This is a genomic window from Undibacterium sp. GrIS 1.2 (assembly GCF_040544435.1).
Taxonomy (GTDB): domain Bacteria; phylum Pseudomonadota; class Gammaproteobacteria; order Burkholderiales; family Burkholderiaceae_D; genus Undibacterium.
This window is the reverse complement of the sequence record NZ_JBEONP010000061.1, coordinates 1-23,164: the sequence shown is the minus strand read 5'-3', so window position 1 is coordinate 23,164 and position 23,164 is coordinate 1. Positions and strand designations below refer to the sequence as shown.

The 23,164-nt window shown below is 52.6% G+C and carries 17 protein-coding genes and 1 pseudogene; 13 read left to right on the top strand and 5 right to left on the bottom strand.

Features of this window, described 5'->3' with window-relative positions; all coding sequences use genetic code 11:
* Positions 1-125: 125 nt before the first annotated feature.
* The 3 genes from AAKU61_RS19480 to AAKU61_RS19470 all read left to right on the top strand — a co-directional run bounded on the left by AAKU61_RS19480 (position 126) and on the right by AAKU61_RS19470 (position 1,654).
* Positions 126-545 (top strand): hypothetical protein, encoded by a 420-nt coding sequence (locus tag AAKU61_RS19480; protein WP_354334956.1) that lies wholly within the window; start codon positions 126-128, stop codon positions 543-545.
* A gap of 493 nt (positions 546-1,038) precedes the next feature.
* The gene (locus tag AAKU61_RS19475; RefSeq protein WP_322121755.1) at positions 1,039-1,455 is read left to right on the top strand and encodes a GNAT family N-acetyltransferase; all 417 of its coding nucleotides are present in this window, start codon (positions 1,039-1,041) and stop codon (positions 1,453-1,455) included.
* Between the two features lie 7 nt (positions 1,456-1,462).
* Entirely contained in the window at positions 1,463-1,654 is a 192-nt protein-coding gene (locus AAKU61_RS19470) for a hypothetical protein (RefSeq protein ID WP_322121756.1), read from the top strand.
* A gap of 77 nt (positions 1,655-1,731) precedes the next feature.
* Here AAKU61_RS19470 and AAKU61_RS19465 read toward each other — a convergent pair whose 3' ends face one another.
* Complete coding sequence (locus tag AAKU61_RS19465; RefSeq protein WP_354334954.1) at positions 1,732-3,759, bottom strand: methyl-accepting chemotaxis protein; 2,028 nt, start codon at positions 3,757-3,759, stop codon at positions 1,732-1,734.
* 656 nt (positions 3,760-4,415) lie between these two features.
* Entirely contained in the window at positions 4,416-7,031 is a 2,616-nt protein-coding gene (locus tag AAKU61_RS19460; protein ID WP_354334952.1) for a hybrid sensor histidine kinase/response regulator, read from the bottom strand.
* A gap of 28 nt (positions 7,032-7,059) precedes the next feature.
* On the opposite strand from AAKU61_RS19460, the gene AAKU61_RS19455 reads away from it, so the two are divergent.
* The 6 genes and pseudogenes from AAKU61_RS19455 (at position 7,060) to AAKU61_RS19430 (ending at position 13,608) form a co-directional block, all read left to right on the top strand.
* Complete coding sequence (locus AAKU61_RS19455; protein ID WP_354334950.1) at positions 7,060-7,755, top strand: response regulator; 696 nt, start codon at positions 7,060-7,062, stop codon at positions 7,753-7,755.
* A 174-nt stretch (positions 7,756-7,929) separates the two neighbouring features.
* Positions 7,930-8,448: a response regulator transcription factor gene (locus tag AAKU61_RS19450; RefSeq protein ID WP_354334948.1), complete on the top strand. Its 519-nt coding sequence runs from the start codon at positions 7,930-7,932 to the stop codon at positions 8,446-8,448.
* 349 nt (positions 8,449-8,797) lie between these two features.
* On the top strand, positions 8,798-8,986 hold the full coding sequence (locus AAKU61_RS19445; RefSeq protein WP_354334946.1) for a hypothetical protein: 189 nt from the start codon (positions 8,798-8,800) through the stop codon (positions 8,984-8,986).
* Between the two features lie 302 nt (positions 8,987-9,288).
* Positions 9,289-10,200, top strand: a pseudogene (locus tag AAKU61_RS19440) (polysaccharide deacetylase family protein).
* Positions 10,201-10,238: 38 nt separating this feature from the next.
* Positions 10,239-12,398 carry a hypothetical protein gene (locus tag AAKU61_RS19435; RefSeq protein WP_354334944.1) on the top strand — a complete coding sequence of 720 codons (2,160 nt, stop codon included), beginning with the start codon at positions 10,239-10,241 and terminating at the stop codon, positions 12,396-12,398.
* Positions 12,399-12,987: 589 nt separating this feature from the next.
* Positions 12,988-13,608, top strand: a complete 621-nt coding sequence (locus AAKU61_RS19430) for a tyrosine-type recombinase/integrase (protein WP_354334942.1) — start codon at positions 12,988-12,990, stop codon at positions 13,606-13,608.
* 448 nt (positions 13,609-14,056) lie between these two features.
* Here the strand turns inward: AAKU61_RS19430 and AAKU61_RS19425 are convergent, their stop codons facing one another.
* Genes AAKU61_RS19425 through AAKU61_RS19415 form a run of 3 tightly spaced genes read right to left on the bottom strand, consistent with a single transcriptional unit; the run spans position 14,057 to position 19,048 of the window.
* Positions 14,057-14,911, bottom strand: a complete 855-nt coding sequence (locus AAKU61_RS19425; protein WP_354334940.1) for a DUF6671 family protein — start codon at positions 14,909-14,911, stop codon at positions 14,057-14,059.
* Positions 14,908-17,457, bottom strand: a complete 2,550-nt coding sequence (locus tag AAKU61_RS19420; protein WP_354334939.1) for a YbcC family protein — start codon at positions 17,455-17,457, stop codon at positions 14,908-14,910. The genes AAKU61_RS19425 and AAKU61_RS19420 overlap by 4 nt, the downstream gene beginning before the upstream one ends.
* Before the next feature lie 25 nt (positions 17,458-17,482).
* Positions 17,483-19,048 (bottom strand): NADH-quinone oxidoreductase subunit L, encoded by a 1,566-nt coding sequence (locus AAKU61_RS19415; RefSeq protein WP_354334937.1) that lies wholly within the window; start codon positions 19,046-19,048, stop codon positions 17,483-17,485.
* A gap of 98 nt (positions 19,049-19,146) precedes the next feature.
* Here AAKU61_RS19415 and AAKU61_RS19410 point away from each other — a divergent pair, with 98 nt between their 5' ends.
* The 4 genes from AAKU61_RS19410 (at position 19,147) to AAKU61_RS19395 (ending at position 23,096) form a co-directional block, all read left to right on the top strand.
* On the top strand, positions 19,147-20,037 hold the full coding sequence (locus AAKU61_RS19410; protein WP_354334958.1) for a LysR family transcriptional regulator: 891 nt from the start codon (positions 19,147-19,149) through the stop codon (positions 20,035-20,037).
* Positions 20,038-20,078: 41 nt separating this feature from the next.
* Positions 20,079-20,336 carry a hypothetical protein gene (locus AAKU61_RS19405; RefSeq protein ID WP_354334935.1) on the top strand — a complete coding sequence of 86 codons (258 nt, stop codon included), beginning with the start codon at positions 20,079-20,081 and terminating at the stop codon, positions 20,334-20,336.
* An 80-nt stretch (positions 20,337-20,416) separates the two neighbouring features.
* Positions 20,417-22,486, top strand: a complete 2,070-nt coding sequence (locus tag AAKU61_RS19400) for a M13 family metallopeptidase (protein ID WP_354334933.1) — start codon at positions 20,417-20,419, stop codon at positions 22,484-22,486.
* A gap of 205 nt (positions 22,487-22,691) precedes the next feature.
* Positions 22,692-23,096 (top strand): hypothetical protein, encoded by a 405-nt coding sequence (locus tag AAKU61_RS19395; protein WP_354334931.1) that lies wholly within the window; start codon positions 22,692-22,694, stop codon positions 23,094-23,096.
* Positions 23,097-23,164: the final 68 nt, after the last annotated feature.

Genomic DNA, 23,164 nt, shown 5'->3' with positions numbered 1-23,164 from the left:
GAGGCCGCCGTCGGTGTTGCTGTGTTAAATCGCATGCTCGCTGCTGGACGCCCAAACTCCGTCCGTAGTCAGAAAGTTCCTGCATAAATGATCGGAGTTGGGGTACTTTTTACTTCAACTTTTAAGTGCACCAACGCCGCGATCTACAGCCCTTGGGTGTGGTATCGGTGGAAGTAGATAATTTATACCGCGCCGGGTACGGTAACGGGGCTACGCCATTATCCGATTTCATTGTCCGCTTCAATAACGGTAAGGCTGCCAATAATCCGATAAGGCTATTACTGAAAAACATTGGCTCCCCCGCTGAACTGGATACTATTCTCGCTGCCAGTCCACGCACAGCAATTGCGAACTATATGATTTTGGAAGAAGATTTGAAAAATCAGTGGTGCGCTTTACGAAGCACAGGCAAGAAATATGGCATTGTCGCTGGCTTTAGCTGGAATACTTTTGACTACCACTCTGAGGTTGATAGCAACGGTAAAGATCTTGTTTTATCCGGCCCGGCTCAAAGCGAACGCCAAAGCTTTGCATGTCCGCCTTAATCGGAATAAATCAGCTTCGGTACCAACAAAGGACAGCAAATTGGGGAAAATGGACATATTATTTTTGGCAGTAATATTGCCCTTTATGGGGTTGATTTTGGCATTTTTTCTTTATCTTCTTGTTTCGAAGGTTACGGCACTGCAGAAAATTTGGACCACAATTTTATTCGCATTTTCTATATTAATTACAGCTATTCTGGCTGCTTCGAGATCGAATCTCCCTTACTTTGCAATCGTCATTTTTTGGATTTTTCCATTGATAACTTGGGTCTGTTTTGCGAAATGGTGTAAGCGCAAACGGCATTTGATGAATAAGTAGGCTTCACGCCCCAAAATGAAAGAGCGTGACGTTGGTTCGGCAAGCGCTGTTGATAGCGGCGAGACGACCGCTCACAATCGGCCAGCAGCGACCCTTCATTTTTTTCGTCAATTTTAGAAATGTAACCGACTATTGCTCTTTCTTAAACCTAATCTAATAGTATTGGAGTGAAATTTGAACTTTGTATTCACAACCCAGAAAGTTGACTGGGAAGTAGTTGCTTCACTATTTCAACAAGTGGGCTGGGGCAACCGTCAGCCCTCAGAGATTTGTTCCGCCTTTGAAAAAAGTAGCTTCGTCATATTCGTATACGATGGAGACGAATTAGTCGCGTTCGGAAGAACGATGGACGATGGCAAGTACTACGCGCTTTTGGTCGACGTTGTAGTGAAACCTGACAGTCAACAATCTGGTCTTGGGCGAGAAATTGTAAATTACCTTAGGTCACAATTGGTGGGCTATAAATTTATCACATTAACTGCTGCTCCAGGTAAAGAGGAGTTCTATTTGAAGCTAGGTTGGCAGCAGCAGACCACAGCACTCATTTGGCCTGTGTCAGAGGAGCAGCAAAAGCTGCATGCTTTGTCTTAGAGCGGCCATGAGCCGTCATTCGGTTACGCCTTTGATTTTATTGAGAGAGATTATGTTGATACCAGCACTTGGAATCGTCTATCAGCGAGCGAGAAAAATGAGTACCATCAATACTCCAATCGCTTTTTTCGAGCGGCTCTTTCCTCCGGCTTATAAATATGACATCACACAACAGCGCCTGGCGCGCTCATCTATTTGAGCCATATGTGCTATATTTTATTTTTAAAAAAACGAGAAAAAGACATAGAAAAAGAGCTCCTGGTTGATACTATTTTTTTACAAATATGACACAGCTGACTTTTGCAGACGCTTTGTTACTGTTGCTGTTGGTTCTTCAATCTTGAACACGCCGACTATTTTTGCCATTGCATTGACTTGTTCGCTCATGGCTTCCGCTGCGGCCGCAGCTTCTTCCACCAAGGCAGCGTTTTGTTGTGTCATTTCGTCCATTTGCCCAACTGCTTGATTCACTTGTTCAATGCCGGAGCTTTGTTCGATACTGGCGCTGCTAATTTCGGCCATGATGTGAGTCACCTTGTCGACAGATTCCAAAATCGCAGTCATCGTATTTCCAGTCTGCTCAGCCAGTAAATTGCCCGCATCTACCTTTGCAACGGAGTCTTGAATCAGGGATGCGATTTCCTTGGCTGCTGCTGCTGAGCGCTGGGCCAGATTACGCACTTCGGAAGCTACCACGGCAAAGCCACGCCCCTGCTCGCCTGCACGGGCAGCTTCCACAGCGGCATTCAGCGCCAGAATATTGGTTTGAAATGCGATTCCATCAATGACACTGATAATATCGACAATCCGCTTTGAGCTCTCCTTAATCGATGCCATCGTGCTGATCACTTGCGAAACAACTTGCCCACCTTTAGTGGCAACACCAGCTGCCGAAACCACCAGATCATTGGCAGTCTTGGCACTCTCGGAATTCTTTTTAACTGTGCCGGTCAGTTCTTGCATAGACGCCGCCGTTTGTTCCAGCGAGCTGGCCTGCGATTCGGACCGCGCCGATAAATCAGCGTTGCCATTTGATATTTCATCGGCAGCCAGAGAAATTTCGGACGTGCTCGCACGCACCTGCATGACCACTTCCGCCAAGCCTGTTCCAATGCTATTAATCGCTTCGATCAATTGGCCAATTTCATCAACCCGTGTCGAACTAATATGGGTTCGCAAATCACCTTGAGCCAAATTTCTTGCGGCATTAATCACAGTCTGCAAGGGGAGGCTAAGACGCACACGCATGACGTAATACAATGCGCCCCCTAAGCATAGCAATAAAATGACGCCGATCGCTTCGTAGCGATGGGCAAGCGCAGTCGCATCTCGCGTGAATTCGTCGGTGTAGACACCCCCGGCCACGATCCAATTCCAGTTTTTTATCGGCATAAACGCGACGATCTTTTCTCGTGTTTCCGACTCGCCGCGCTCAGTGTTGACCCATGGATAACGTATCACGCCTTCTTTTCGTTCCAGTATTTCTTTGATGAATTCACGCCCGCTGCTGTCCTTTGAATCGAGGATTATTTGCCCTTCCTTGCTCGGGTGAATAATTAAGGTGCCAAGGTTTTTTCCTTCCCGTGCATCCAGCGCATAAAAATATCCGGTGTCACCTATTTTCATGGCCCGAATCTTATCTTTGAGTTGTGTAATCGCCTCTGTAAAATTGACGCCAACAAAAAATATGCCGATAACTTTTCCCCCGCTGTCGATAATGGGGTCGTATTGCGTCATATATTGTTTTCCGAATATGGTCGCGATACCCACATAACTTTTGCCGCCGCTAACGATTTCAAAAGCTGGGTTCGTATGATCCAACACAGTGCCGACCGCACGTTCACCATTTTCCTTCTTCAGTGTTGTTGAGACCCGTATGAAGTCGTTGTCTTTCTTGACGAACAGCGTTGCTATCGCTCCTGACAGGCTGGTGAATTGATCCAACACAGGAAAATTTCCGTTGAGGTCACCGTCGCCCGATTTCAAAACTGGTGTAGCGGTTCCGGCAACATCAATGGAACGTGATGGATCAAGCCCAACTGCGCCTTTGAAACTGCCCTCGAAAATTTTGGCGTCGACGCTGACTTGTGATCGAAGACCAGCATCAAAAATATTCAACATATCGGCCACCATTTTTGTTTTGTCAGTGACATCAAGAGCGGTTCGTTGTTCGATTTGTTGATTAGTGCTGTAATTGATTAATGCGATAAGAGTAACTAATGTCGCACCGACAATAATAAACATAAAGAGTGCTAATCTGGCACCGATGTTCCATGAACCAATACGGATGAATTTTTTTAACATTACCATTCCATCAGGTTAGAAATTACTTTCGGCAACTATTTGTTTAATAGTACTCGAAACTCCATCTGGTCGTTGCGTCATTAAAGAGACGCTTCTGCATGTTTGTATGCATTTTGCGACAAAGTCCATGAAATGAATGAGTGCCAGCTTCCAGACGGGCGTTGATACTACTTCGGACATCCAAGCGCCAATGGCCGGCGAAACCTGACCGTCCTCAGTCCGTCTTTATGCCTGGAGGTGTCTCATCGTCGCGCACTCCTAAAATAAGGGATAGAGCGCAAAAACCAATAATGCGCTAACTTTGAGTGTCTGCTTCGTAGAGGCGCGACAGACCGCTTTGGGGCGTTAGCAGTCAGTCGGGCTGGTCTTCCAGTTCGCGTGAAGCATCATCAAAATGCACTGAGTTACAGTATGGATATCCGGGTTGAACGATGAGGCGGTTCCCATCGAGGATTTTTGTTCTTCCAGAATTTAAAATCGTCCAACATCAGGCAAAGCGTTTGCCCTTTGATGCCCAAGTGTTTCAATATGTCTTCGGAGCAGTAAAACTTGACTGGATTGATCCATCGCAGGCCCAGCGGGGCGGGATCTAGCGGATGGCGCGTGATTGGAAGGGTTCAAATTGACCGACGCCATGTTGGATACAGCCGCCTCCCTTAGACGTCATACTCTTCCATCAGTGCATTCAATGCCTGCGGATCAAGCGGTTTATGCAGCAGCCTGAAACCGCTTGCGCTCGCTTCACGTATCCGTTCCGGAGAGGTATCGCCAGTGATAATGACGGCAGGGATCGCTCGTCCGACTCGCGCCAGAACGGCGCGGATGGCATCGGCGCCATTCACATTTTCGGCTAATCGGTAATCGGATAAAATCAAATCGATTTCCTGCATCTGCTTGCCTGCCGCTTCTACTGCCTGTTCCAACGTATTGGCGGCAATGACAAGATGTCCCCAATTCGACAGTAATATCCGCACCGCGTCGAGCACGTCGGGGTCATCGTCGATGACGATAACCGTGGCGCTGCGCCGACCTGCATGAGACCGCGTTGGCTCCCGATGCTGCGCCGCGGAGGTGACATCGACGCGGGGCAGCGTGAATGAAAACACTGATCCTTTCCCGAGTGTCGAGTTAAGCTTGAGCCGTGTTCCCAGCAAACCGGCAGAGCGCTGCACGATCGCCAATCCCAATCCCAGCCCCTGTTCGTGATCACGGGCGACGTTGCCAATCTGATAGAACTCCTCGAAGATTTTTTCGTGCTGGTCTTGCGCAATGCCGATGCCAGTGTCCCACACTTGGATCTCGACTTCATCTGCGCGTCGGCGGCATCCGATCAGAATGCGGCCATGCTGGGTGTAGCGCACGGCATTGGCCGCGAGATTCGAAAGGACCTGATGCAGTAGCACCGGATCAGTGTCTACCGACAATGCAGCTGGCAAGCGCACTTTAAAATTTAGGCCCTTGGCGTTGGCCGGGCCGGAGAAAGCGTTGTTGATGTTAGTCAGTTCGCTGTCCAGAGAGACCACTTGCTTGCGGACCTCGACGGCGCCGGCATCGAGGCGCGAGACATCGAGTAGGCCGTTGAGCAGTCGCCCCAAGCCGCTGAGGGCGGTTTGCAGCCGCCCGGCGATATGCTCTACGTCAGTTGCCTTGATGTCCGGGCGTTGCGCCATCGATTGGAGGGTAGCGATGAACAGGCCGAGCGCATGGGTTGGTTGCCGCAGATCATGGCTGGCGGCGGCGAGAAAACGCGACTTGGCCAGCGTCGCTGCCTCCGCGACGTTCTTTTGGACCGTGAGTTGGGCAACCAGGTAAACGTTTTGCGCCACGGCGATTTGTTGCTGGGCCAAAGCTTCACTCAGTTCCTGGGTGCGCATGACAACCTTGCCTTCCATTGCCCTTTCCGATGCTTGCAACCCGGCCAGGAGTGCCGCCTGCGCCCGCAGTTTTTCGGCACGGTCCTGCTGAAAGCGGTCGGCCAGCGCCAATGCCATCGTCAGCATTTCAAACAGTGAGGCCCACATCATCAATTCGTTACTTAACGGATACAGTGCCTGCAGCAGACTCATGGCCAATCCCACAATTCCGACGGGCATTCCAGCAAGAACCAGGAATCGAGCAGGACGGCTTCCTCGCCAAGCCAGACGAACGATAGAAATGAGCAGAAGCAAAACAGTTAGTGCAGCTGCCAGAACGTAAAAAGGCGCAATGTTTCCCACCATTGAACTGGCTAGGCCGGGGTTGAATCTCAAAGGTCCGACGGTATGCATAACGATCCAACAGATCAGCAATAGCCCCGTTGTCGCTACCAGCGCTTTAAACAGACGCGGCGTTTGATGGCGCAGGTCCAGCAGCGATGCAATGAAGATGGCGCCGGTAACGATTGCAGCTACAGTGGCACTATCCACGCTGAAGCGTTGGAACGCGGGCCAGTTCGGCCACAGTAATTCAAAAGCAGCGCCAAAACCGCCAAAAAATGAGGATACGCTCCATGTGACGGTCATGCACGATAACGCATACAGCGCGTAGAGGCGGTCCCGCAAAACAATCCCCAGCAACAAATTGAAAAGAACCAAGGCACCCGCCGCACCCAGATAGACCAACCAGTGGTTGCGTTCGGTCCCCAACTTGTGTTGCAGAGCCTGCGGCTCCCAGATTTTCGGATTGATGATTAATCCCGAGGCAACCTTGGCCCGGATATACACGACGGCATCAGTACCTGATTGCAAATGTAAAGGGAAGGCAATCGTTTTTAATGGCAAAGGGCGCTCAAAAAACGGCGACATCGAACTGGCGCTCTGGCGCTGGTAGGCGCCAGTTGCATCGGGCGCGTACAGGTCCATACTTCTATCGACGAAACTGCCGGTGTCGAGCCACCAATGTCTGGGCCCGGCTGCGGTGTTATGAAATGCGATGCGCAACCAGATGGCCTCATGGGCTTGGGCCCATATCTGATCATTCTCAGTCGCAACAAATCGAAAGGCATGGGTTGGGCTTTGCACGTCCGCAAGCGTCAACTGTGCGCCGCTGTCGACAAAGGCCTCAAACTTATCGGCCAGCACCACGACGCCCACACCATCGTCGAGGCGGACGGTAGGCATCGCATGGGCGGCGGAGCCTATTGCGCAAAGCGTCCCGCATATCAACAGCCAAGCAAAGGAATGCCGCAGGCTAAACACGCGGGCCAAGCTGGTGAGCATGGTGAGCATGATGGCTAGCATATTGATACAGGCATGGCGAACCCGCTCAGCAAGAACCGCCTCTTCGATTCGCATGGTTTCATCCTTTTACAACAGAGCGCAGATGATAACCGGATTTGAACCTGTTCCCGCAAAGGATATTTTTCTGCAACAATGGACAACTATGATAAAAATATTACTTGCGGAAGATCACGCGCTGGTTCGAGAGGGTCTGAAGCTTCTGATCGAGACCGAGCCGGGCTTGCAAGTGATTGCAGAAACCGGCGACGGTGCAGCGGTTGAAGGACTAGTGCGCAAGTTCAGCCCCGATTTGCTCTTGCTCGATCTCCATCTCCCGGGCTGTCATGGCTACGAAGTGGCAAGCCGCGTCAAGGCGCAATTTAGCGATGTCAAAATTTTGGTGTTGACCGGCAGCCTCGAACCGGAATCGATCGGCCAGGCGCTGGCAGCGGGTGTGGATGGCTATATTCTCAAACATGAACACACCGGCGATTTACTGCTGGCAATGCGTGCGGTACTCTCCGGCCGCCAATATGTCAGCAAAAGCATTGCCGACCTGTTCCAGGCAAACGGGCCGGATCGCAACGGCGGATCTGCCGTGCAGGCCACGCCGCGCGAACAGAAAATCATGTGCATGATCGCCCGCGGCGTGAGCAACCAGGATATTGCAACGATACTCTTTATCAGTGTATTTACGGTGCGCACGCATCGCCAGAATCTGATGGAAAAACTCAATCTGCGCAATGCCGCAGAAGTCACCGCCTACGCCGTCAAGCACGGGTTTTATACGCCCTCCTGATCCGTTTCGGTCCCCGCAAAATACTGCAGTTACAGTATTCACTTCCGCACACCTTCTCAATAACATAGTTGCTTTGAAAGGTGCAGCCATCGATATTTTCCCCTGCATTACGATTCGCCGGCATTGGCGTTTGGCGGCAACAAAAGCGATGCCGCGCATGTCGCATCCAATCAAATGAACGCAAATGCTTTCACGCGTATTGACAAGCTGGATGCGCTTGTCGGCGCCACCGCAGCGTGTGCTTTTGCGAGCAAGCACGTGCCGTTGGTCTTTGTACTTGATTTCCCTGGCGACGTGATAGTCGAGGTAACGGTGGGGGTCAACACACGGGGCCCGGATGGCGTCGCGCTAACCGATGGCTACGCCGTCATGCCAGAACATCATTCGGCACTGCTGCAGGTCATTCGGGCAATGCTGGCTCGCAAAGGACACGCCACAGTTGGTCGCGCCGCCCCTGAGTGTGGCGAGACGACGCTAGACCGGCGCACAGCAATGGTGCCCACGCCCCGCCAAATCGAAATCATCAGCATGATTGCAGGCGGTGTCACGAACCAGCGGATCGCCGTCATTCTCGATATCAGCGTCTTGACGGTGCGAACCCACCGGCAGAACCTGATGAAAAAACTCCGCCTGCGCAACGCTGCCGACATCACCGGTTACGCGATCAAGCATGGTTTTTACGCGGTACGCTAAACAGCACACCTGTTCACCCCCGCATACCGGCGCAACTTATTTCCCGTCAAAAGCGAAAAATACTGCAGATGCAGTAGGGACAAGCAGTTGCCCACATTTTACTATCTGCCCCAAGGTGCTATCAGGATAAGAAGCGATGGGAGCTATATACGGACTATCTGATAAGCAATAGGTGGTATTTGTTCTTGGTAAGCGCAACGCATCGTGGTTTAAAAAATAAATGTGGCAGAACCTTATTGCTCGCCAGTAAGAAGTCCGCCGAAACCCGCACAGTGGCTTGCTGAAGCTATGGCGGATTGGCATCATCACTACCGCTCACGAAAAGAGCTAGAAAACGAGAAAGTATTTGATGAAAACTACCAGACCCATCACTCACCGCCACACGCGTCGCAACGGCTTTAAACCGAGCGCGCTGCTGCAAAACCTACTGCAAAAAGCGCACGCGGCCAAGCTCAAGATCCTCCCGCCGAGCCTGATGCTGGGACTCTCAGCAACCGCGATGCAGGCGCAGGCAGACATTCGCTTGAGTTTCATTTAGTTAAATTACTTAGGGAGTTGTTACGATGAATAAATTTTTCTTGTCGCTGGTCTTTGAGGACAATCTGACCCTGTTTTAACAAATGGGCATTGTGAAATAAACCGGGACCGCTTAACGCCTTTCGGAGCAGGACGTTTTTATCCATACGAATTCAACAGGGTGACACAAATGAATGCTGCAGCTAAAACCAACAATTCGTCAAATACCAAAGCCAATGCGCAGTCCGAGACGAGCGCCAAGAGCCGGCGGTCCTCCATGACCCGGGCCGGCATTGCTGCTGCAGGGGGGCGGTCTTGCCCGCAGTGGCCCAGGCGCAGCCGGCGCCCCCTGCCAAAGCAAGCAAAACTGCGGTGGCTCCAGGCCAGTTCTGGCCGGGCGGCGCGCGGCTCGTTATTTCCATTTCCATGCAGTTCGAGGCCGGCGGGCAGCCGGCTAAGGGCACCGACAGTCCCTTCCCCAAGGTTGACTTCCCGTCCAGCGTGCCCGCCGACTTGGCTGCCAATACCTGGTTTGCCTACGGCTACCGGGAAGGCGTGCCACGCATGCTCGACCTGTGGGACAAGCACAACGTCAAGGTGACGTCGCACATGATCGGTGAAGCGGCGCAGCGCCAGCCAGCGCTGGCCCGGGACATCGTGCAACGCGGCCACGAAGCTGCCGGCCATGGCCCGCGCTGGAGTTCGCAATATGCAATGAGCCGCCCAAAGGAGCGCAAGTTCATCCAAGAAGCGGCAGACATGGTCGAGAAGGTCACTGGCCAACGCCCGACCGGCTACAACTGCAACTGGCTGCGGCGTGGACCGAACACCTTGTCGCTGCTGCAGGAACTGGGCTACACCTACCATATCGACGATTTAAGCCGGGATGAGCCCTTCATTGAGAAAGTGGATGGCAAGGATTTTGTCGTCGTACCTTACACACTGCGCAACAACGACATTTTGCTGATCGAAGGGCGTAATTTCACGCCGGGACAATTCCTTGATCAGATCAAGCTCGATTTCGACCAGTTGTACGAGGAAGGGGCAAACCGGCGTCGCATGATGTCCATCAGTGCCCACGACCGGATCAGCGGCTCGCCAGCGATGGTGCGCGTATAGGACGAATTCCTGCGTTACGCGAAGTCGAATCCGGGCGTCGCGTTCATGCGCAAGGACGAGATTGCAGCCTTTGTCCGGACCAGTCCCCTGACCCTGCACGAGAGCGAAACCATTTAGCGGGGCATTCATCGCCAGACGCTGGCTTCCATGCTGCAATGAACGTTGAAGGCATCGCGGATGGCTGTGTAAGCCATCTGAATGCTAACCGACCGCACTACGCCTTAATCATAAAATATCGGAGAATAGAAACAATGTATAACTTTCGAATGTATCGACTCTTGCTGGGTAGCCTGCTGCTCATCGCTGTTAGCGGTTGCGGAGGCAACGCCGACGACGCGCAGAAGCAAGCAGACGCGCTATCGGCCGCCTGCCGCGTCAGTCCGAAGAACTGCACCGAGATCTACGGCGCGGCAACCGTGTATGGTCCACTGTCGGCCGCAGCGGTCAACGTATTTGGTCCGAGTGGTGTCCGAATCGGTACCGCGACTACTGCCGCCAACGGAAGTTTTTCCCTTTATGTGGCGCAACCTGTACCTGACTACTCCATCGTCGTCAGCGGTGGCAATTACCAAGGCCGAACATTCTCCGGCGACCTGGCTGCAGAGGTCAGGAATCGTCCTGCCCAAGGCCAGTTTGCGCCGGTCAATCCCGTTACCACCATAGTCGCGCAGCAGATGAAGGCCAGCCCTACCTTGTCGCTGGCGCAAAGCACTGCCGATATTCAGCGTTTTCTCGACATTCCTACCGCTTACGGCGTCGGACTCAATCTGACGCCCCGACAGTTCAGTGGCCGGCTGTTCGCCACGGCCATCGATAACTCCGGGGGCATAACGCCGCTAGTCACTAGCCTGTTGCAAGAGCTGAATGCGGGCAAGACCCACACCTTTCATGAAACTGTCCTTGAAGGTGCCGGCGTGGACGTTACCCTCTTCGTCGCCAAAGGTCTGGCAAGCGGAGTGCTCGGCAAAGTAGGCGGAGAAGCGTTTTCGTCGATTATGAGCGCAGTAGGTTTTGGCGATTCTTCGAGCGCCGCAGCCAAGGCCGCAGCTGAAGCGGCGGCCGCGCAGATGGCAAAGCTGGTCGAAATCGCGAACGCGGTAAACGCACTGTCGACCAAGCTCGATGCTGTGCAGTCCTCGCTCCTGCAGGCCATCGACAGATCGACCTACGTGACGGCGGTGACCCAGAATGTCCAAAACTTGGTGGTCATAAATGAGACCATCGATGTAGAGATGCGTGCATTGGCCATCGGAGGCAGCGTGGACCGGCGCGATAAGCTCAACGACTATATTTTCAAAAACCTGGTGCAAGGCGGCTTGCAAAGCTGGCACAGTTCACTTTACGGCACGGTAACGCGCGATAGCAGCCTGCTGGTCCTATGGGGAAAAATCGCCAGACAGGTTAAATCCAATGTATACGACGCGTCGCAGGCCGACGCCATCGAAACTCAGTGGGAATATTTTGACTCGCAGCAAGCCCGGTCGGTTGCCTACATTGTTGAATACATGCGGTCCACGCCCGGATATGAATCCAGTATTGTGCCGACTCTAAACCTGTGGCGGGCAAACCGAAAATTACAAATGGCACTATTGAAGGGCAATTCCAAGATGAACGACGTGTTCTACTATCCCCAGGACAGTGTGTTGGTCAGTGAAACAACGCCGTTGAACGCGCTACCGCCCAGTACCATTATCGACAAGACGACCAATCAAATGTGGTACCAGGGAATCGCTGCTGACACCTATGGGCCTATTACAACGGTGGCGCTTGGTTACTTTCCGGCTGGCGTCAACTACGGTGCCCGCCAGGTGACCGGAGTCGATGGCTGGAATTTGCCTCCTACCCGAGCGTCGGTTCCGCACAAAACCACTGACATTAGCCATTTCGACGGCTTGCGGCGCCTGGGCGTGCGGATTACGGATGACTGCACAATGTTCTATGGCGAGACAATCGGACAACGCATGACAGACCTGTTCGCCACGTGGCCGCGAGGCGGAGACGAATACAAGCTTGGATATCCGGACAATCCATATTATCAATCTATGGCTGGTTTAATTGAGGCTACACAACTTTTTTATAATACGCCCAACTATAACTATTGGGTTCAAGAAACAAACAAATTGTGGCTGACATTGGCGGTCACACATGACAATAATTACTACTTCTATCGTGCAGCAGACAAATTTGAGGGCTACTCCGCCGCTCCAAGTTTTGTTCTCAATGACACGGCACTTGGCCCGAACGGGGTAATGTATGACACGAATTTTCGAGCCTGCCTCCTTGCGACTCAGCCGGCTCCGCAGTGGTCTCAGTAAAGGGCGCCCACACGGGAGCCGTAGTGGCAAGGAAGGATGTCAGCTCGCATTAAATGGCAACTCAATCTTGCCCCGACCTGCAACCCAAAAGTTGGACATCCGTCGATACTTTTGGGTTACGGCTCATATTTCTCCGTGCCGCAACGCACTAAGTAATGCAGCAGAACTAGTTTAAAAGTAAGCGTCTTCCCAGCCTTCCGATTACCCACAATTCGCTTATATACGTTCGGCAGTTCTATTAACTTTTCCGAATGAGGAATTTGATCGCGATCAGATGACAAACCGTGGGACGTTCGGTTATCTAACAGAAATTTATTCATTCTTCTTAAAATTTATTGAATGCAACATGATGCACACTTTTAACCAAAATGTGCATCATTGAAATTTCAAAGTCTATTTTTTCAAGATAAAATTCATTGCTTTAGCCCATATAAATCGATTTACGAATGACTGGTTTCAGTCTGTTTTGTCGGTTCGGGTAGCCTTGCCTTCAAGTCATGCCATGGTGGAGTTAATTTTTTAGCGCGATCACTCGTATCACAAAATAAGTTCAAAATGATCATCTCTATTTTGAAGAAGGAGTATCGTCATGAACTCAAATACAGTTGAACATAAAACGTCCTGGAAAAAAGGAAAATTGGTTGGTCAAAAGTTGCCCTTAAAACTGAAAGAAATCTGGGCAATCCGAATTCGCCTTCAGCTTGCTTTACGCACCCGGGAATTGGCGATGTTCAATTTGGCGATCGATAGTAAGTTGCGTGGTTGTGATCTGGTGAATTTACGCGTCTGTGATGTCGCCCAAGGGCAAAGAATCATGTCGCGCGCTATTGTCATGCAAAAGAAAACCAAGATACCAGTTCAATTCGAAATTACGGAATCGACCAGGGACTCACTTTCAGCTTTGATCAACAAAGCACACCTTACACCAGATCAATGTCTATTTCAAAGCCGACAAAAAAACTCAGCTCATATTTCAACTCGACAATATGCAAGGATTGTTCAATCTTGGGTCACTTCCATCGGTTTAAATCCTGTCTCGTATGGCACACATACGATGCGCCGAACCAAAGCGACCTTGATTTATCGGAGGACAAAAAATTTACGGGCGGTGCAGCTTTTGCTTGGACATACTAAACTCGAAAGCACCGTGCGCTATTTGGGCATCGAAGTTGATGATGCCCTTGAAATTGCGGAACAAACAGAGGTATAAAAATCTATGCGGCAATATTTTCGAAGATATTGCTGCACAGTGCACGTTCTGGTCGCCAAAGGTGTTAGTGGCTGCGTAAAAACGCGCAAATACCGCGCACTCTCAACGTCTGTATTCTTCTTATTGCCATGAAGAGATATTAATGCGCTGCACAACGATTATGTGCTCAAACATATATTCGTTGACTGATCGCAAACGCAGTGCCGCGCAATTGCAAGATTCGATTCGAATGCAGCATTGGGGCGTTACCGGCCAGTGACTTTTTTGCAATGGTCAGCTACCGGCACTTTCCGGACGAATTAGACCGCTCTTTATAGCGGACGGATATTGCGTGCCATAAATATGAGTTGGTCCCACGAACAATAATCTTCTACACAGGCAGTGACTTAACTTCTCGAATAAGAGAGCACCTCATTCACCTCTCACTCAGACATAGTTTCCCAGCAAGTTACGGATTACAGTAAGCACAATGCGCAGGGTCAGCTAGTAACCGGTCCGCCCTTTCAGCGAGGCTACGATGCTCACAGCGCAGACACGTCCAAACTTCGCTGCGATAACTCGAGGTTGGCAACCGACAAGTTGCGCAGGGCAGTCCCGGTTGCCGTTCGCTGATCCAGAAGCCAGGGGCATTGCATGCTGGGCATGTCGATAGCATGCGTTGCAGCAGATCGGCAGCAGCCTGCTTGATGTGTTTCATTCGGTTCGGATTGGCGAAGGCGCGCAAATCCAATTCGACAAACACGTTGTCGCTACATGATTGCTCGACGCTATTGTCGAAACACGTTTTCAGTCTGGCCCAATCGGCAATGTTCTTGTAGATGCGCGTATCGCTTTGCCCATCTGGGCGCACCACCAAATGGTGCTCAGGGAAACCCACTCGCTCGGCAAAGTCAGCAACTACCTGCCAATCGCCGCTCTGAATATAACCGCCAGGGGCAGCACCTTGGGCGATACCGACGACTTCAATTCCCTCTTGATCATCGATCCAGACCAACAACTCTACATTCCAAGGAAACATACCCGTGTGGGGATCGGGCCCGAAGCTTCCTTCACTGGCAATGCCTTGATAAGTACCTGCCAGCTCCATCCCTTTTCTTGCCTTGCGTCTGGCCGCCTCCAGTTGTGTACCGTACCGCGGCGTCTCCCTTGTAAAGGTGCCAAGCTGATCAGTATCGAAACCTGTAACCAGTTCGATGGAGCAACCGAGGCCAGGTTCAAGCACGGGTGCGATTACACGTTCCTTTCCATGCTGAGTCAGTAAGGCAACTCGACTTCCGTCGTAGCGAGATGGCTTCGATATCATTCAACCTCCAAACATAATGGAGACCATGTTCCTTGCTCATAACGTTCGAAGCCAGTTGGCTTGAAGCGCCATAGGTGCAGCCAGCCGTTGTCCAGCAGTTGCTTGACGACCGAATGCTTGCGTATCACCGCTTCAATCGCCGCCTGCGGCGCATCGATGATCACGGTCAGCCGCAAAGGTTCATGAACCCAGCGTTCGCCGTTGTGCAGCGACTGGCGGGACAGCCCGATTCGCAGATCGCCGCCATTGCCCTCGAAGACGCCGAGGTTACCACCGACAACGTTATGCAGCACCTTGTTGCCGCTGCCCAAGCGCAGCGGATCACAGGTAGACGCGTGGTATTGCCAGTTAATCCAATGCGTGACCAGCATGGGTGCGGTCATCAGCAGTTCTAGCACGCTGCCTTCGCTGTCCTGGCTGGCGTCATAGTCGTGCAGAAAACTACGTCCGCCCAGCACAACGCCACGGCTTCTGTGCCGGGGAGCAATCAGAAAAGCAGCATTGCCCGCGAGCCCCCATTCTGGTCGCGTCTGCGCGCCGTCGTTGGCACGGCGGCGCAACTGACCTAACAGCACATCATGCGGCGCGCGCGGATCAAGTTGCAAGCTGGGTGCTCGCTCGCGACGTACCTGATCGCAGGCGTGGGAAAACACCGTTTGCAGGCGCTCCCAGTTAGTGAGGGCAACTTTCGGTAGCAGATCAAGATCAAACCCCTCGATTTCATCGGTGGTGGTGTTGTGCAGTGCTGCCACGAATACAGTCGATTCGGGGATGGTTAGCCCGCTCGCTTGCAAACCTTGGCGCACCGCTGGTTCGTTAAGCAATTGCGCCAGGCTGCGTGCATTGACTTCGCCGGTCTGTCCGCAGCAGGCACCACAGTCCAATGCAGCCGCGTGGGCGTTGTTGGCAGATTGACTGCCGTGCCCGACGAGGAGTACCAGCGGCGCTAAGTCTTTCTCTAAACCCATGGCGTGCAGCACCCCTGTTGCGAGCGCAACTTTAGCTTTAAGGTCTAGCCCAAGCAGTTGCGGGCGACAGATCGGGCGATAGCGGGCTGGCAGCCCTTCTAGGTCGTCTTTGGTACGATTATGCATACTCGGCAGCAGCCAATTGCCGAGCTTGCCGAGATAGCCCAATCCGGCTGCCTCCACGAAAGAGAACGCTGCACCGGGCCAGCGGCTAGCGGCCAGCCATTGATCTGCCATGGCGAATCGGGTCTGACGTGCGCGACTCGCGGCGCTTTCCAGTGCGGCATCGGCTTCGTGCTTTTTTGAGTCGGCGCTCATGATGCGATCGCTCACCTCCATGGAAGGAGATAGCAAGCCCGGTAACTGAGGCCGCCGGGCTTGCGTCGACAGTGGCGTGTAAGCCACAGGCAAGCCGAAAAAGCCTGCAAAGCCAAGGGTCTGAACCCCCGGCCAAACGGACTCCAAGGCGCGCCGCAAGGGCTCGCTGCGCACGTCGATGCAGAAAGCCGCCTGAACTTCAATCTCGTGCGGAGCCAATCCATGGTGGCTGGCCAAAGCCAAGCGTTGAGCTAAGTCGCGCTGATAGCCAAGCTCCAAAGCCAACTGCCAAACCTCGTCGATCAAAAGTGTCTGTTCAATCTCTTTCAACATGAAGGGAGCTTGGCTCCAAGCCTGCTGAAGTTCGACAAACGCCTGCTGAGTGGTCGCGTCATCTTTGCATCCCAACAGCATTGCGCCCCAAGCTAAACGAATCGCTAGCAGCTCGCGCAGGTGCGCGTCGGTGCCCCCCTCCAAACCAGCCTGCCAGCCCAAATACGCGCACCAAGAAGCCCAACCGTTGACCGTGAGCAGCACCGATTCAAGGTAGTCTGCCCACACTGCCTGCGGCAGACCCAGGCGTTGCATCGCCCAGCGCTCTGCTTCGACCGCCGTGGCTGGCAATGTGTTGACGACACTGCCAATTCGCGGCAAGCCCATCAACAAGCCGATGCCGTGGTCGTGCTGCAAGGTATCTCGCCAAAAAGCGTACAAACCCTGGGTTCGTTCTGGCTGCCAGATGGCTTGATGCTCATCAAAGTATGCGGCACAGGTTTGGCTCACTTGGTGCGTGATGGCGTTGCGCCAAGACAGCCGTGCGTGACGATTTGGATCGTTGTCGAGCACATCAATCAGCAGCGGCAATTGCGCTTGTGGCAGGCTCGCCTGCAACGCGGCTATGCATTGATCTGGACTGAGACCGGCCGTCTGCGCCGCAGGTAGCTGTCGCAAAGCTAAGGTCAGATCAGCTGCGCTAATTCGCCCTTCACACCAGGCTTTCAGCTGCTGATCTCGCGATGGAAATACCTGGACGCTGCCTAGCACGGCCATTCGTGCAGCCACCCGTCGCAAGGGCATACTGATACGTGACCAATGCGGATTGACCGCGATGGCTCGATCCAACGGCCATGCGGGTGCAATCGCTTGGCAGGCTTGATTACAGGCGTGCTCAATCGCAGCATGCAGCGCCTCAAAATCGGGAATAGCTAGTGTTGGGTTCGCCGTACCCGGCAGTGTGTCGGTGGTCAGTATGTCTGTCATAAGGTTCTCCGTTTGTCAGTTCAGTTCAGTGCGCAGCATCAGTCAGCGGGGATGTGGCGGATTTTGGCTCAACGTGCGTGGCAGCCTTGGACGTCCAGCGAGCTGGCCAGATGTGGAGAGCCAATCGCGTGTAGGCCTCGTCCAGATAAAAACCGGCATAACTCCAACGACGCCAATGACCCAGCAGTTGTGGTCGTGCTTGCAGCAGCGCTTGAAAGAAATACAAGGCTGCCATACCTATCAGCGCGATTAAACCGAGCTCTCGTTGAGGGAAGTCTTTGAGATCGAAAGGCAGTGCGTGTGCGGCAGTTGCGGCAAGAGTGAGACCGACTACCATCAGGATCCCGAAAATGGCTTGTGCGCTACGTGCTGACCAGTCGGCTTGCACTGATGGCAACCACAACATGGGAGCCCAGGCGAGACCAAGCACCAGACTCCACCACCAAGGCCAGGATGCTTGTCCCGCGAGTGTCTGTACCAAGAGTACAGTGAGAATTGTCAGCGCTGGTGCTAGTACCAGACTGGTAGTACTGGGTAATGATGCACCGCGCAAAACCTGCAAACGAGTCTGGCGCACGGCGGTCGATGCCGACAGAAAGGCATGCGCCTTGTAGAGCGAATGTCCAATAAGATGCAGGGCTGCCAGAGTGTAAAGGCCGAGCGCGCATTCAAGCAGCATGAAGCCCATCTGGGCAACGGTTGACCAAGCCAAGCGAACCTTGATGCTGATGCGGGTAAGCATCACCATACCCGCCAGCACGGCTGTCGCCAGGCCGAATACCAAAAGCAACATACGCGCTGGTGTTGCTTGGTCGAGCATCGGTGCGAAGCGGATTATCACAAAACCGCCAAGGTTGACCACGCCCGCATGCAACAGCGCAGAGACCGGGGTCGGCGCTTCCATCACTTGGATTAGCCAGCCATGCACCGGTAGCAAGGCAGTGCGAAGTATGACTGCTAACACGAGTAACACGGCGCTCATTTGCAGGGGCACAGACATGCCCTGCTCGGCAATGTGTACCCACAGAGCCGTGAGCGAGCCGCTCCCGACCTCTAGCCAAGCCAGCGCGGTAGCGCCGAGCAACATCACGTCGGCCAGCCGATCAGCGATGCGCTTTTTGTGAGCAGCCAGCAGGGCAAAGGGGCGATCCGGGTAAAAGCACAGTAGATGCTGCAGCGCGAAACCCACTGATGCCCAGGCTGCGATGAGTAGCAGCCAGTGATCGGCCATCAAGAGAAGATGTACACCGGCCAACACAGCCGCCAGTGCTCCAACATAGCGTCGCTGACCTAGCTCGCCCTCCAGATAGCGGGCAGAAAACGCGCCAATGATCGTCCCGAGCAGCTGCACGAGCAAAGCCAGGATTAAGCTAAAAGACGTCGCAGTCACTACTCCAGGCCAATGCCCGCCATTTACCCCCACCGAAAGGGATATTCCTGTAAATGCCAGTGCGACAAACGAAACCACCTGAAATAAACGCCAGAGGCTCGGCGTCGAGATCCAAGTAAGTCGCGTTAGTCCCGCCAGCCCAGCCATCAAAGCAATCGGTGTCAAGGCATAAGTTAAATGCAAAACATGAGGAATATCCATCGCATGACCCTATTTAAATTTATTGCAAGGATGATGCTTGGGAAAAAAACTTCTGTAAAATAGATTAATAAGAACAATTTAATACTAAAAAACGAATGATTAAGCTTAGCCAACTCAATTTTCATCACCTCTTTTATTTCTGGCGAGTGGCCAAGCTTGGGCACCTTACGCGAGCAGCAGAGGAGTTGCACACCTCGCAATCAGCGGTTTCAGCTCAAATTCGCCAGTTGGAAGAATGGATCGGCGAGGGCTTGTTTATCCGTGAAGGCCGCCGTCTCATCCTCACTGACACGGGACAACTTGTGCAGGCCTATGCCGACAACATCTTCGGTCTCGGCCAAGAAATGCTGGGACGCTTGGAAGGTCGTTCAGCCGGGATTGCCCGCCTTCGTGTGGGCAGCGTGGCCACTATGTCACGCAATTATCAGGAAAACTGGATTCGACCTGCGCTCACAAACCCAGCCGTAGTGCTGACGCTGGAATCTGGGCTGCTAGAAGGGCTACTTGCTCGGCTGGTAAAGCACCAGTTGGACGTGGTACTAGCTAACGAGACCGTTCCTACTGATCCTAATCGGCCATTGCACTGCCGTTTTTTAGGTAGCCAGTTGATCTCGCTGGTAGGTCCTGCGAGCAATTGGGCATCGCAAAGCCTGCGTATTCCAGAAGACTTGAATGGATTGGACATTGCATTGCCAGGACCGCGCCATGCCTTGCGTGCGCAATTCGACGCGCTATGTGCAACTAAAGGTGTGAGTCCAAGACTGCGAGCCGAGGTGGATGACATGGCCATGCTTCGTCTGATTGCCCGTGACAGCGGCTGGCTGACATTGTTGCCCGAGGTGGTGGTTCAGGATGAGCTGCGCGCTGGAATTCTCGTCTCCGTAGGACAGTCAACAGCGCTGCAAGAGCGTTTCTATGCCATCACGACACCACGCCGACACCGTATAGAAGTACTTGAGCAATTGCTGACTGGTGCGCCCGAAATCTAATCGCGTGACCAGGCTTCCAGCCAATAGGTGGCGGTTTGCCCATGGAATTTCTTAGCGTGCTTTATTTTTCGAATTCTGAGACGACCAATGATAAATTCGAGCATTTCCTCCATCACATGATCTGGCTGCTTCTTCGGGCAGCATCTGACGGCTTTGGGCACGGAGTTGCGCGTGAGGCGACATCGCCGACCGTCAGCAATCAGTCTAATTTATCCGTTGCGACCGCCAAAATTGGAATAAAAGCCCATTCGTACGATTTCGACATTTCTAGTTTTATTGGTATTATAAAAATGTACTGAATTGGTGCTTTTATCTAAGTCCAACATTGGGATGCTTGCATCCATTTTGCATGACCTTTCATTTTAATGAGGAACCACCCATGTCATTTAGCATCTCCAAGCCAAGTTTTGAACTGCGGACGAGTGCCCTGCGTCTTTCCCTATGTGGCGCGGCCATCGTTTTTATGCCATCTTTCGTCTGCGCTCAAGCCCTGCCAATGGCATCAGCGACTGGCACGGTCTCCGCAGCACACGACTTGGTTGCCGGTGACGATTTTTTTCAATTCGTCAATGGCGACTGGCTTGCCAAGACTGAAATTCCGGCCGACAAAAGTAGCTGGGGCGCTGGTGGAGTGTTGGCCGAGGATACCAACGCTCGTATTGTGAAGTTGATTGAAACTGCAGCCACTGACAAGGCGGCCTCCAGTAATGCCCGCCTTGTAGGTGACTTTTACCACGCCTACATGGATGAGGATGGCATTGAGGCCAAGGGTATCGCGCCGCTAGCACCAATGCTCAAACAAATTGCGGCGATTAAAAGTAAAACTGATTTGGCGCATACCCTTGGTGCCTCGTTACGCGCCGACGTCGATCCGCTCAACAACACCAATTTCTTTACAGAGAACATCTTTGGCTTGTGGGTAGCGCAAGGATTAACAGATCCGCAGCACAACACCGCTTACCTGCTACAAGGTGGCCTTGGCATGCCTGACCGCGCCTACTACCTCGCTGATAGTCAACTGATGGCCGAGCTGCGAACAAAGTACCAGGCACACATCGCCGCTATGCTTAAACTCGCTGGCTTCGACGATGTGGAGGCGCGAGCCGCTCGCGTCATGTCACTGGAGATCAAAATCGCCGAGTCCCATGCTGACCGCGAAACTTCGGCTGATGTGCAAAAGGCCAATAACACTTGGCGCTTCGCCGACTTCGCCGGTAAAGCCCCGGGGATGGACTGGAATGCCTTCTTCACGAGTGCCCATTTGAACAGCCAAAAGACTTTTACTGTTTGGCATCCGAGCGCCGTCTCCGGCGAGGCGGCTCTGGTCGGTGCCACAGAACTCGGCACTTGGAAGGATTATCTGGCCTTCCACACCATTAATCACTTTGGGTCGGTCTTGCCTAAGGCCTATGTAGAACAGCATTTTTCTTTTTACGGTACAGCACTGTCTGACACGCCTCAGCTGTCGTTGCGTTGGAAGCGCTCTCTGAATGCCACAAATGTCGCCCTTGACGAGGCTGTCGGCCATCTCTATGTTGACCGCTATTTTCCAGAGGCAAACAAACTCCGTGTACGCACCATGGTCGACAACATTATCGCTGCGTTTAGCCGTCGCATTGAACAACTCGATTGGATGGCGCCCGCTACCCGTGCCCAGGCGCAGGCCAAACTCAAGACTCTCTATGTGGGTGTGGGCTATCCCGACAAGTGGGCATCCTATGCAGGCCTGACAGTTTCACCTACAGACGCGCTCGGAAACGTGCAGCGTGCCGAACAGTTCCATCTGACACAGCAACTTGCAAAGTTGCGCAAGAAGGTTGACCGCACCGAATGGTCTATGCCATCGCATCTCGTGGACGCGGTTAATATGCCACTGCAAAATTCCATGAACTTCCCTGCAGCAATTCTGCAACCTCCGTACTTCGACCCACAAGCGAGTGACACCGTCAATTATGGTGCCATCGGTGCGATCATCGGTCATGAAATCAGCCATAGTTTTGATGACCAGGGGGCACAATTCGACGCACAAGGCCGCTTGCGTGAATGGTGGAGTGCGGCCGACTTGGCGCATTTCAAAACAGCATCGGGGGCTTTGGCCATCCAGTATTCTGCCTACAAACCATTCCCAGATTTGGCGATCAATGGCCAGCAGACGCTTTCAGAAAATCTCGCGGATCTGGCGGGTCTGGCAGCTTCGCTTGACGCCTACCATGTTTCCTTGAAGGATAATATTGCAGACGACCGCCAATTTTTTATCGGCTATGCGCAGTCGTGGCGCAACAAGGCGCGTGACGCTGCGCAACGCCAACAGATTCTCACTGATGGTCATTCGCCTGCAAAGTATCGGACGGCTACCGTTCGCAACCTAGAGGCTTGGTACAAAGCCTTTGACGTGCAGCCTGGTCAAATGCTGTACCTCGCGCCAGCGGATCGCGTTCGAGTCTGGTAGGTGTGGTGGGCGGGCACGAGCCCGCCTATCCATATGACTCTGCGAAATAAAGCTGCGCCGCAACGATGATCTTGATCATAAGACGCCAAATTATCGAGTCGTGAATGGCTGGTTTCAGTCTTTTTTTGCCTGTATTAATCGGCAAACACGACACGAAGCTGCCATACATCAAATAGAATTGATAACCGAAATGACAGAAATTTAAATGAGATTTTCATTGTCTTCGACCGCACTAATATTGCTGTTTATTTCTCAAACAACTCTCTCGCAGGAAAGCAAAAATTGTTCAACGATTGTTAAATCGGCACAAGAGGCTGCGAACAAAGCAGATTGGATATTCGAAGGAGATATCACAGATATGTATCGATTTGACCCATCGCCAAGTTACATTCAAGTCGGCATTGAAAATGCCAAGGTTATATATGAACTTGAGAAATTTCCACGTTTTTTTACTGCAACATTACCTGTTGATTCTTGTTTTCCCAACGCCATGACAACTTTATGGGGGAAAGCCGCAAATAAGCTAGTTGGAAAGCGGATGGCGTTGGTGCACTTAAAAGTTGAAGTAAAAAGTACCCCAACCCCGATCATTTATGCAGGAACTTTCTGACTACGGACGGAGTTTGGGCGTCCAGCAGCGAGCATGCGATTTGACACAGCAACACCGACGGCGGCCTC

Excerpts from the sequence above, each read along its gene's own strand:
- AAKU61_RS19470 (WP_322121756.1), top strand. The coding sequence starts at position 1,463 with ATGAGCCGTCATTCGGTTACGCCTTTGATTTTATTGAGAGAGATTATG.
- AAKU61_RS19465 (WP_354334954.1), bottom strand. The coding sequence starts at position 3,759 with ATGTTAAAAAAATTCATCCGTATTGGTTCATGGAACATCGGTGCCAGA.
- AAKU61_RS19460 (WP_354334952.1), bottom strand. The coding sequence starts at position 7,031 with ATGCGAATCGAAGAGGCGGTTCTTGCTGAGCGGGTTCGCCATGCCTGT.
- AAKU61_RS19455 (WP_354334950.1), top strand. The coding sequence starts at position 7,060 with ATGATAACCGGATTTGAACCTGTTCCCGCAAAGGATATTTTTCTGCAA.
- AAKU61_RS19450 (WP_354334948.1), top strand. The coding sequence starts at position 7,930 with ATGAACGCAAATGCTTTCACGCGTATTGACAAGCTGGATGCGCTTGTC.
- AAKU61_RS19445 (WP_354334946.1), top strand. The coding sequence starts at position 8,798 with ATGAAAACTACCAGACCCATCACTCACCGCCACACGCGTCGCAACGGC.
- AAKU61_RS19435 (WP_354334944.1), top strand. The coding sequence starts at position 10,239 with ATGAACGTTGAAGGCATCGCGGATGGCTGTGTAAGCCATCTGAATGCT.
- AAKU61_RS19430 (WP_354334942.1), top strand. The coding sequence starts at position 12,988 with ATGAACTCAAATACAGTTGAACATAAAACGTCCTGGAAAAAAGGAAAA.
- AAKU61_RS19425 (WP_354334940.1), bottom strand. The coding sequence starts at position 14,911 with ATGATATCGAAGCCATCTCGCTACGACGGAAGTCGAGTTGCCTTACTG.
- AAKU61_RS19420 (WP_354334939.1), bottom strand. The coding sequence starts at position 17,457 with ATGACAGACATACTGACCACCGACACACTGCCGGGTACGGCGAACCCA.
- AAKU61_RS19415 (WP_354334937.1), bottom strand. The coding sequence starts at position 19,048 with ATGGATATTCCTCATGTTTTGCATTTAACTTATGCCTTGACACCGATT.
- AAKU61_RS19405 (WP_354334935.1), top strand. The coding sequence starts at position 20,079 with ATGGAATTTCTTAGCGTGCTTTATTTTTCGAATTCTGAGACGACCAAT.
- AAKU61_RS19400 (WP_354334933.1), top strand. The coding sequence starts at position 20,417 with ATGTCATTTAGCATCTCCAAGCCAAGTTTTGAACTGCGGACGAGTGCC.
- AAKU61_RS19395 (WP_354334931.1), top strand. The coding sequence starts at position 22,692 with ATGAGATTTTCATTGTCTTCGACCGCACTAATATTGCTGTTTATTTCT.